Origin of the sequence: Flavobacterium sp., from assembly GCF_029242675.1 — a bacterium.
Classification (GTDB): Bacteria; Bacteroidota; Bacteroidia; order Flavobacteriales; family Flavobacteriaceae; genus Flavobacterium.
Genome location: NZ_JAQWTM010000438.1, coordinates 21,532 through 31,969, shown reverse-complemented (window position 1 = coordinate 31,969; position 10,438 = coordinate 21,532). Strand labels below are relative to the sequence as shown.

Sequence of the window (10,438 nt, the reverse complement as noted above, 5' to 3'; positions counted from 1 at the left end):
GGATTATATATGAGAAGTGCAACTGGAACCGGAAAACCGTACGGACAAGCGGGTGGATCCGCTGGATCAGGTAGTAGAATGAACTTATCATTAAACGGACAAGATTCTCCATTACCATTGACAATGGCTTCTCACACCTTCTTGAACAGAGCAGAAGCCGCTCAAAGAGGATGGACATCAGAGAATCCATTAACCTTGCTTAGATCTGGGATCGTTATATCATTTGAAACGTTATACAAACATTACAGATTAAATAGCGCAGTACCAACAATGACACAAGCGCAATACGATGCTGCAATGATTGTTGCAGGTAACTATGCTGATGCTCGAATAATTGATGCAGGAACATTTGGAATTCTAAAAGTCATAGGTGAAGAAAAATGGGTTGCTTTATTTTTAAATCCATTTGATTCATTCAGCGAATGGAGACGTACAAAGACACCAACTTTGGTAGCGCCTTCAGGAACCTTTAATGGAGGAGTTATACCGGCACGCTACAAATATCCAGATGATGAAGTTAAATTTAACACTGCTAACTATAATGCAGGAGTTCAAGGATTAACACCACCTGAAGATAGTAATAAATCAAAAGTTTGGTGGGATTTGTAAAATTTCCCAATTTACTAATATTAAAACCATCCCTATAAACGGGATGGTTTTTTTCATATCTTTGCGCCATGGAAAAAGAACATCAGATATTTGGGATTAGAGCCATAATTGAGGCAATCCAAGCAGGAAACACAATAGATAAAGTATATATACAAAAAGAAGCTAGTGGCGAACTAATGAAGGACTTAATGAAAGTCATGAAAAGAGCGAACATTAACTTTTCCTATGTTCCTATTGAAAAATTAAATCGTCTTACTCCCAACAATCATCAAGGTGCCGTTGCAAGCATCTCTCCTATTTCTTTTTTCGATTTAGAAACATTAATTGATACGGTTGTTGAAAACGGAAAAAAACCTTTGTTTTTAATTTTAGATCAAATATCAGATGCTAGAAATTTTGGAGCTATCATCAGAACAGCAGAATGCACTGGAGTAAACGGAATTATTGTTCAAAAAGCAGGATCAGCTCCTGTGAATGGAGATACCGTTAAAACTTCGGCTGGTGCAGTATTTAATATCCCGATTTGTAAAGTAGAACACATCAAAGACGCTATTTTTCTTTTACAAGCAAGCGGCATAAAAACGGTAGCTGCTACTGAAAAAACAGATCAAAACATCTATGATATTTCACTTAACGAACCTGTTGCTATCATCATGGGATCAGAAGATAGAGGTGTAAATCCATCAGTACTTAAAATAGTTGACGAAAAAGCAAAACTACCTATGTTTGGAACCATTGGTTCCTTAAATGTATCAGTAGCATGTGGTGCTTTTTTATATGAAGCAGTTAGACAAAGAAGCTAAACTAAAATATCCCTATTACAAAAAAACGAATTACGACTTAGGTCCTAATTCGTTTTTTTTGTCTCTGTAATTTCATAATGCACATCCCAATCGCTAAAAAAATAGGGTTTCACCTCTTCCTCGATTGTTAAATTGAAAAAATTCCCGTTTTCGTCAAAACGCTGCATAAATTTATCAGCAGATGCATCATAATCAGCTTGTTCCCAATCATACTTAGGTTCCTTTTTATATTCTTTAGTCTTATAAACAAATGCTAAAAAGCAGCCAGCAATAAAGCCTCCCAAATGACCTTCCCAAGAAATAGCATCATCAACCTTTGGGAACACATACCACACCATACCACCGTAAATCATAATAACGGCTAATGATAATGCCATCAAACGGTAATATTGCGTTAGCAACCCTTTAAAAAAGATAAAGCTAAATAGTACGTAAATAAGTCCGCTTGCTCCAATATGATAGCTGTCACGACCTATCAACCAGGTAATCATTCCTGAAATTAATATTCCAAAAGTTATAACACCAAAACTTTGTTTAGGGTAAAAGAATTGCAAGGCAGCCAATAAAATCAATAAGGGAATTGAATTATTATAGAGATGATCTAAATCACTATGAATAAAGGGACTAAACAACACTCCTTGCAAACCTGAAATGCTTCTTGGATAAATACCGTTTTCTACAAAGTCATAATCAAATCTGATTTCTAACCAATATAGAAACCAAAGCAGTAGCACAAAAAAAAGCGGGAGTCCAATGACTGCGTTAGTAAATTTAAAATGTTTATCCATTATGCTACTTTCTATGATTGAATCAAATTTGTGACCAAAACTAAATTAGTGCTATTTTGTCAGACTGAAACAAGGAATTGTGTTTGATTTAAAACTAAATCGTTTTTAGCCCAGATCGAAACGGCATCCTTTAGGCTATTGTCTCGATTTTTAAAATCGAGACAATAGCCTAAAGATATAGTGGAGAGCTGGAATAGCTTCAAATAAAAAACAGTAATTTTGTAGTATGGAAGCACCATTAGCAGAACGCATACGACCACAAAAACTAGAAGATTATATTAGTCAGGCACATTTAATAGGGCCGGATGGTTCATTGACACAACAAATTTCGAAAGGAATTATTCCGTCCTTGATTTTTTGGGGACCGCCTGGTACTGGTAAAACAACCTTAGCACAAATTATTGCAAAGGAATCGCAACGACCTTTTTTTATCTTGAGCGCTATTAACTCTGGCGTTAAGGATATTCGGGAGGTTATTGACAAGGCAAAACAAAGTGGAGGCATGTTTACTGCCAAAAATCCTATTTTATTTATTGATGAGATTCACCGATTTAGCAAATCACAACAAGATTCGTTATTAGCGGCTGTCGAAAAAGGCTGGATTACATTAATAGGAGCCACTACTGAAAACCCGAGTTTTGAGGTGATTCCTGCACTTCTTTCGAGATGTCAGGTTTATGTATTAAATGCTTTTACAAAAGCAGATCTTGAAGCCCTATTACAAAGGGCAATGCATACAGATGCCTTATTGAAAACTAAAAATATAGAACTCAAAGAAACAGAGGCTTTATTGCGCCTATCAGGCGGCGATGGACGTAAATTGTTAAATATATTTGAGCTGGTTATTAATGCATCAGCAGACGAAAGCGTTACAATTACTAACGAACGTGTGTTTGCTTTAGTACAGCAAAATACTGTTTTATATGACAAAACAGGAGAACAGCACTACGACATCGTTTCGGCTTTTATAAAATCGATAAGAGGTAGCGATCCTAATGGTGCCGTTTACTGGCTGGCTCGCATGATTGATGGAGGTGAAGATGTGAAATTTATTGCTAGACGAATGCTTATCTTATCGAGTGAAGATATTGGAAACGCGAATCCTACTGCTTTTATAATGGCCAACAATACGTTTCAGGCGGTGGCTACAATTGGTTATCCTGAAAGCCGCATTATCCTTAGTCAATGCGCTATTTACCTAGCTACATCACCTAAAAGTAATGCTTCATACCTAGCGATAGGTACAGCACAACAATTGGTCAAACAAACCGGCGACTTATCAGTTCCGATACATTTGCGAAATGCACCAACGAAACTCATGAAGGAATTAGGCTATGGCGAAGAGTACAAATATTCGCATGATTACCAAAATAATTTTACTAATCAGGAATACCTGCCTGATGCTTTAAAAAATACTCCTATCTACATTCCGGGCGCAAACGCTAGAGAAAATACGACCAGAGATTTTTTAAAAAATAGATGGAAAGACAAATACGACTATTAATAAAAAAAGCAAGTACGACCGTACTTGCTTTTTTTTTATTGTAGCCTAATTTTTAAAACTTAACGGCAACGGTTTCTGACATTAAGGTTTCTCCCTGATAATATTCAAAAACCCACATACTGTCTTTTTTATACATTACCCCATTTGTGTTTCCTTTTTGAGCTAAAAAATAATCGGCTTTGGCTGTCTTTTGAATTTTAAAAACAACAGTTGGCGTACTGTCTATTAATTGAAAACCACTTGCCGTAGGCTGAGCATATAAAACGGCTGAATTAGGAACTGTAACGGCAACCGCAGCAGCTGAACTTACAGCTGTTTGAGACTCGCCACTAACACTTTCGGCCCTTACATCCGCTATTTTTACAACATCGGATTTAGGAGTATCGTTAGTAGCCACAACATTTCCATTATATTTATATTTTAAAGCTGCTATTGATTCGAATGCATTATTTAAAGCCTCCTTATAAGCGGTTTCATAATTTTTTTCTCTACTTTTTCCGATTTCAGATTCAAATATGACTTTTCCGTAACAGTCTTTAAGAACTACATAAAGTTTTGTAATTAAAAATGCTTTTTCATTTATAACATCTATACTTAATAAACTGCAACGATCTCCATATCCTAAAGGTTTATCCTCATTAGCATAATAAGCTTCAAAACCTGCGTTGTTTAAATTAACCTTAGTTAAAGTAGCTATACGGTATTGATTATCTGTCTTCATAAACTCATATTTTAATGGTATGATGACTGCTTTATAGTCGTTGATAGATTGGCCGATTGCAAAACCTGACAGTAATAGGGCGATAAAAACTAGTTTCTTTTTCATAATTATAAATATTTTTTTAATTCTAACAAATGACTCACCTGCTTAATGTGAGCCGCTGTTTGCAACTGATTCTCATTAAAGAAAATCGCTTCTAATCCAATTTCCAATGCACCTTCTACATCAGCATCGAGCGAATCGCCAATCATGATACTCTGTTCCTTCGTAGCATTAGCCACACGCAAAGCATGTTCAAAAATAATTGGATTTGGTTTTTTGACACCCGCAGTCTCAGAATTTGTCACCGAGACAAAGTAATGCTCTAAACGGGAATTTTTTATTTTTCGGTCCTGCACATCTGCAAAACCATTGGTTATAATGTGTAGTTGATATTTCTCCTTTAAGTAGTCTAAAATTTCGAAAGCGCCTTCAAAAAGATGATTGTTATCCGGTAACATATCAATGTAATCTTGCGCTATTACTGCGATAGCCTCATCTGATATTTCATATTCGATTGCATCAAAGGATTGCTTTAATCTATTGTACCGTAATTCTTCATGCGTTATTTTATCGTATTGGTACAACTGCCAACAGGCTTGATTGATTGGAACATATTTTTCGATAAAATCCCCAACGGCTATCTCGGGATGCTTTTCTGCAAATATTTTAGCAAAAGTTAATTCTGAATTTTTTTCGAAATCCCATAACGTGTGGTCTAAATCAAAGAATACATCTTTAATATTTTCAATTTTCATACATTTCTATTTTAAAAAATACCTTCATCTACAAAACTGAAATAGTTGGTTTCAGTAATAATAAGATGGTCGAGTACTTTTATTTCCAGGCTATCACCTGCTAGTTTTAATTTTTTAGTTATTTGTTTATCAGCATCACTAGGAACGAGCGTACCTGAAGGATGGTTGTGACACAAAATTAATCCCGTTGCTCCCATTTCTAGTGCTGATTTAAAAACAATTCTAACATCAACCAGTGTTCCTGTAATACCTCCTTTACTGAGTTGCGATTTAGATAAAATTTTATTTGAATTATTCAGATAAACGATCCAAAACTCCTCATGAGGCAACTCCCCTATTAAGGGTTGCATAATCTCAAAGACCACTTTACTAGAAGTCACCTTTGTCATCACAACGGCATCTTCTGTTCTTCGGCGACGCCCTAATTCCATTGCGGCAATTATCGAAATCGCTTTGGCTTCACCAATACCCTTAAACAGCATTAATTGCGCTATTGTTAATTTCCCTAAAGCATTTAAATTGTTGTCTACACTTTTTAAAATCCTTTTACTAAGATCTACCGCTGACTCATTCCTACTTCCCGAACCAATTAAAATAGCAATTAACTCGGCATCACTAAGCACAGCCTTGCCTTTAAGCATTAGCTTTTCTCTAGGCTTGTCGTCCTCGGACCAGTTTGTGATAGGGAAATTCGTGTGTTCCATCTAATAAAATAAATCAGGAGCATATATATTTGAGCTAAATTACGTAAAAAATTAGAATACGATACCGATAAAAAATGCAAACCACTCAAAAATTATTTATCTTAGATAAAAAAAACATGAAGCATATTCTACTAATAGTCATGGCAATAGTCGCTATTAACGGTATGAAAAAAGAGGGAATCCAATCCTCCTTGGCAGTTGAGCATATTACTCCTCCTCAAACCTTTGAAGAAAAACTTTCCTCAGCAGCGCTTTCCATAATTGACCCAATGGTTGTTTATGACCCTTCCTACATTAGCATTAAGTACCCTAATGGCGATGTCCCAGCCACTAAAGGTGTTTGCACTGATGTAATCATACGTACTTACCGCAAGCTAAATATCGATTTACAAAAAGAAGTTCATGAAGACATGAAAACTAATTTTGCCAAATATCCCAACTTAAAAAAATGGGGAATGAGCAAAACAGACACGAATATTGACCATAGACGGGTTCCAAACCTAGAGACATTTTTTGAACGTAAAGGACAAAAACTAGCTGTAACCACTAATCCCATAGACTACAAGACTGGTGAAATCGTAAGCTGGATGATTAATGGTAAACTACCACACATTGGTATAATTACCTCTAAAAAATCAGCTGACGGAAAAAGAAATTTGATTGTACATAACGTTGGCGGCGGCCAAGTCTTATCAGACTGCCTTTTCGATTACGAAATTGTTGGGCACTTTAAATACAAAAAGTAAAAAACAGCACTACTTATGGCAGTTCTATTTTAATCCTTCTAAATCCCTTTTCTCATGCAAATACTATCTGAATAACCAACATAAGGAGGATAATTATCCGTAATAACATAGCCTGCTTTTTTATATAAACTAATTGCCTCTTCTTGCTTATACAGTGTTTCTAAAACAATCACAGAATATTTCAATTCTTTCGCCCAACCTTCCAATTGGGTAATTAATAATTTTGCAAAACCTAATCCGCGAGCACTCTCTAGAACAAACATTCGTTTTAATTCGACTGTGCTTTCATCTTTTTCTTTAAAACAACCACAGCCTACCGATATTTCATCCTGATAGATTAAGACTACATGAGGATTGAATTCGATAATATTATTTCCCCAATAATCAGGACCTGCCTCCGTATATCGTTCCCACAATCCTTTATCAAGCTGAGCAATTAAACTTCTAAAATCAAGATTATCGCTGGTCGTTCTAACGACAGTTACATTATCTTCCATTCGTCCTATTTCAATAACTCCTTTACTTCGTCAAAATTCAAACCACCGTAATTTCCTGAGCTCATCAATAATAAAGCCGAATTATTTAAATCTTTACGGAACAGATAGTCTTTAAATTCAGCCGGATTGGTGTAGATAACCAAATCTTTTCTGTTAAAAGCAGTCGCTATTTGATCATAAGTAACCTCTTCAAGTTGTTTTATTTTAACTGCATCGGGTGAGTAAAAAACAACTGCTTCATCAGCATAGTCTAATGCTCCTTCGTACTCCTTCAAAAACTCCGCATTTAAACTACTATACGTATGCAATTCCAAACATGCCACAACGGTTCTGTCTGGATATTGCTCTTTTACTGCTTTTGTAGTAGCTGCCACTTTACTAGGCGAATGCGCAAAATCTTTGTATGCTACTGCGCTTTTCGATTCGGCAATTTTTTCTAGTCTTTTAGACGCGCCTTTAAAACTTGCAATTGCTTCGTAAAATTCGGCTTCGTCTACGCCCATATTTTGGCAAATCCATTTGGCTCCAGCCAAATTATTCAGGTTGTGAGCGCCAAAAACTTCAATTGGCATATCTCCTTCGGGAGTTTCTAACAAAGTAGTTCCGTTTTCAACCTTGTAATTAGGCGTGCTGTAGGGTAATTTCCGAATAGGATTAGTCGCAGCTTCGGCAACACGTTTTACTTCAGGATCGTTCTCGTTGTAAACTAAAATCCCTCCGTTAACTAACTTACCAATAAAAATCTCAAATTGTTCAACATAGTTTTCATAAGTTGGAAAAACATTGATATGATCCCATGCAATTCCGGAAATCAAGGCAATATTAGGCTGGTATAAATGAAATTTTGGTCGGCGATCAATTGGTGACGATAGGTACTCATCGCCTTCAAGCACGATAAAATCATTCTCTTCCGTTAAGTGAACCATAGTGTCGAATCCTTCCAACTGCGCTCCTACCATGTAATCAACAGCAATATCGTGATAATGCATCACGTGCAAAATCATCGAAGTGATGGTTGTTTTACCATGAGAACCACCTATGACAACTCTAGTTTTTGATTTAGACTGTTCGTATAAAAACTCTGGATAGGAATATATTTTCAATCCTAATTCCTGCGCCTTAAGTAGCTCCGGATTATCCGCCTTAGCGTGCATTCCTAGTATTACAGCTTCGATATCAGCAGTTATCTTTTCAGGAAACCACCCAAGAGTTGCCGGCAAAATTCCTTTTTTCTCTAATCTTGACTTCGAAGGCTCAAAAATAGCATCATCGCTGCCCGTAACTTGATATCCTTTGTTGTGTAACGCCAAGGCTAGATTGTGCATCGCACTACCACCAATGGCTATAAAATGAGTTTTCATATTCTATTTATCTGTTTAAAGCCTTTACTTTTCTATGTTATTCGTTTGGAATCCTTTTTCTATTCTATGTGATTCCTTACATGTTTTTCTTACCGCTAGCTACTGCATTTTTATATTGCAATAAAGTTTCGGATGCCTTTGCAGGATCGTTCATTTTATTCCGATACAAATCGGCTAATTTTTGATAACTAACCTTAGAATTTCCAATAGCAATTGCTTTTTTATAATACTGTTCGGCCTTGCCGTATCTTTTAAAATATTCCTCAATGTGACCTCTGGATAAATTTCCATCTACAGGAGACAATCGCATTAATTCCCCTGAATACCTAATTGCCTTTGACTCACTACCCCCTACTATACCGGGAAGTTTTAAATACAATTCTATCAATGCCCACCTTGCATCTATATGCCTAGGGTCTATTTTAATCGCTTTTTCGAACGAACCTTTAACCTCATCAATCATCCCTAAGGCTCTAAATTTATTAACCTCAAGTGCTTTCATTCCTAACGCACCACCATATTTATAAAAATAATCGGCTTCAGTAGGTTTCGCAATTTTCAATTTTCCATAGTAAACTACCGCATCATCCCAAGATTTGTTCTGACCTGCAATATCACCTAAGTACTCGATGGCTTTTAAATTGCTTGGTTCTGTTTTTAAAATAGATTTAAAAACAAATTCAGCTTGATCTGTTTTTCCTTCATCAAACAAACGCTGTCCTCTCTCTAAGTTAGTTTGCGACATAACAAGTATAGGTAGTACTAAAAAGATGATTAAAAAATATTTCATAGTTCAAAAATAAGTAAATTTTAAAGGATAAGGGAAATTTTGCCTCACATAAAAAAGCCAAAATTCCGAAAATCAGCTCGGAAAAAAAATTAAAACTCAAAGCCAAACGTTTCAAACCCACTTAAATTTAAGCCCTCAGAAACACCTTCAGAATACACAACTGTAACAAAGCCATACCCTAATGAGAGCAAACAATCCTTACTTTTCGGAATGTAGCAAGAACGAAGCCACTTTTTTTAATTGTTTGGGAATGTCCCGCAAAAAAGCGGGTCGGGCTATACACTTCAATCTTTTTTCGGTAAAAACCTCAAAAAGGATTTCCGCTACTATCCCTCATTCAAAAGTACATTTGCAACAAAACAAGCACCAATTACTCCCGAATTAACCTTCATAATTTGCATTTCAGTTTTTTTACTACATTAGTAAAAAATAAAAACATGAAAACATTAGCACAATGGTTTGAGGAATATGGCGTAAGTCATAAAAATCTAACAAACAAAAAAATTCATTACATCTGTGTTCCACTCATCTTTTTTTCAGTAGTGGGGCTTTTTATGAGTATTCCTAGTTCGGTCTTAGTTCCCTTATCGAGTCTACACCCTATTTTTGCTAATTGGGCTTTTATTGTGCTCGTTTTTGTACTTCTTTTTTATTTTAGATTATCCCTAAAAATGGGACTACAAATGTTAGTATTCACTAGTATTTGCCTAGTCGGAAATTATATCATTGCACAGTTCTTACCTTTATTATGGTTCTCTATTGGTCTTTTTACTGTAGGTTGGATTGGGCAGTTTTACGGTCATAAAATCGAAGGTGTAAAACCATCGTTTATTAAAGACTTACAATTTTTATTAATTGGACCGGCTTGGGTAATCCATTCGGTTTTCAAAATAAATTAAAATGTAATAGAACTTATATTTTTGCTTTAGTTTTATATAGCACAAATACATATTCAAGTCAAAACTCGTACTTAAAGTGGTTATCTCATGTCTGAAGTAACCACTTTTTTTAGTTAAACACAATTTTCAGAGCCACGAGCATCCCCACTACTGAAAAGTAAGAAAAAACAATGTTTTAATAATATCTATCAAAATAAAAAGTAGTAATTTGTCCTCTAT

Annotated in this window: 12 protein-coding genes; 5 read left to right on the top strand and 7 right to left on the bottom strand. The window is 35.6% G+C overall.

Going from position 1 to position 10,438, the window contains the following annotated elements:
* Positions 1 to 609: SusD/RagB family nutrient-binding outer membrane lipoprotein (locus tag P8M54_RS16020; RefSeq protein WP_300289046.1), on the top strand; the 609-nt coding region annotated here is incomplete at its 5' end.
* Between the two features lie 68 nt (positions 610 to 677).
* Complete coding sequence (gene rlmB / locus P8M54_RS16015; protein ID WP_300289045.1) at positions 678 to 1,412, top strand: 23S rRNA (guanosine(2251)-2'-O)-methyltransferase RlmB; 735 nt, start codon at positions 678 to 680, stop codon at positions 1,410 to 1,412.
* Between the two features lie 44 nt (positions 1,413 to 1,456).
* On the opposite strand, the gene P8M54_RS16010 is transcribed toward rlmB, so the two are convergent.
* A complete protein-coding gene (locus P8M54_RS16010; protein WP_300289044.1) occupies positions 1,457 to 2,200 on the bottom strand; it encodes a rhomboid family intramembrane serine protease in 744 nt (247 codons plus the stop codon).
* A 226-nt stretch (positions 2,201 to 2,426) separates the two neighbouring features.
* Here P8M54_RS16010 and P8M54_RS16005 point away from each other — a divergent pair, with 226 nt between their 5' ends.
* Positions 2,427 to 3,704: a replication-associated recombination protein A gene (locus P8M54_RS16005; protein WP_300289043.1), complete on the top strand. Its 1,278-nt coding sequence runs from the start codon at positions 2,427 to 2,429 to the stop codon at positions 3,702 to 3,704.
* Between the two features lie 52 nt (positions 3,705 to 3,756).
* On the opposite strand, the gene P8M54_RS16000 is transcribed toward P8M54_RS16005, so the two are convergent.
* Genes P8M54_RS16000 through radC form a run of 3 tightly spaced genes read right to left on the bottom strand, consistent with a single transcriptional unit; the run spans position 3,757 to position 5,926 of the window.
* Positions 3,757 to 4,530, bottom strand: coding sequence for a hypothetical protein (locus P8M54_RS16000; protein WP_300289042.1), 774 nt, complete (start codon positions 4,528 to 4,530; stop codon positions 3,757 to 3,759).
* A gap of 2 nt (positions 4,531 to 4,532) precedes the next feature.
* Complete coding sequence (locus P8M54_RS15995; RefSeq protein ID WP_300289041.1) at positions 4,533 to 5,222, bottom strand: YjjG family noncanonical pyrimidine nucleotidase; 690 nt, start codon at positions 5,220 to 5,222, stop codon at positions 4,533 to 4,535.
* 11 nt (positions 5,223 to 5,233) lie between these two features.
* Positions 5,234 to 5,926, bottom strand: a complete 693-nt coding sequence (radC, locus tag P8M54_RS15990; RefSeq protein ID WP_300289040.1) for a DNA repair protein RadC — start codon at positions 5,924 to 5,926, stop codon at positions 5,234 to 5,236.
* Positions 5,927 to 6,000: 74 nt separating this feature from the next.
* On the opposite strand from radC, the gene P8M54_RS15985 reads away from it, so the two are divergent.
* On the top strand, positions 6,001 to 6,672 hold the full coding sequence (locus tag P8M54_RS15985) for a DUF1287 domain-containing protein (protein ID WP_300289038.1): 672 nt from the start codon (positions 6,001 to 6,003) through the stop codon (positions 6,670 to 6,672).
* Between the two features lie 38 nt (positions 6,673 to 6,710).
* Here P8M54_RS15985 and P8M54_RS15980 read toward each other — a convergent pair whose 3' ends face one another.
* The 3 genes from P8M54_RS15980 to P8M54_RS15970 all read right to left on the bottom strand — a co-directional run bounded on the left by P8M54_RS15980 (position 6,711) and on the right by P8M54_RS15970 (position 9,320).
* Entirely contained in the window at positions 6,711 to 7,169 is a 459-nt protein-coding gene (locus P8M54_RS15980) for a GNAT family N-acetyltransferase (RefSeq protein ID WP_300289037.1), read from the bottom strand.
* A 5-nt stretch (positions 7,170 to 7,174) separates the two neighbouring features.
* Complete coding sequence (locus P8M54_RS15975) at positions 7,175 to 8,530, bottom strand: Mur ligase family protein (RefSeq protein WP_300289036.1); 1,356 nt, start codon at positions 8,528 to 8,530, stop codon at positions 7,175 to 7,177.
* A gap of 76 nt (positions 8,531 to 8,606) precedes the next feature.
* Positions 8,607 to 9,320, bottom strand: coding sequence for a hypothetical protein (locus P8M54_RS15970; protein WP_300289035.1), 714 nt, complete (start codon positions 9,318 to 9,320; stop codon positions 8,607 to 8,609).
* Positions 9,321 to 9,757: 437 nt separating this feature from the next.
* On the opposite strand from P8M54_RS15970, the gene P8M54_RS15965 reads away from it, so the two are divergent.
* The gene (locus P8M54_RS15965) at positions 9,758 to 10,219 is read left to right on the top strand and encodes an Mpo1-like protein (protein WP_300289034.1); all 462 of its coding nucleotides are present in this window, start codon (positions 9,758 to 9,760) and stop codon (positions 10,217 to 10,219) included.
* The last annotated feature ends 219 nt before the right edge of the window (positions 10,220 to 10,438 follow it).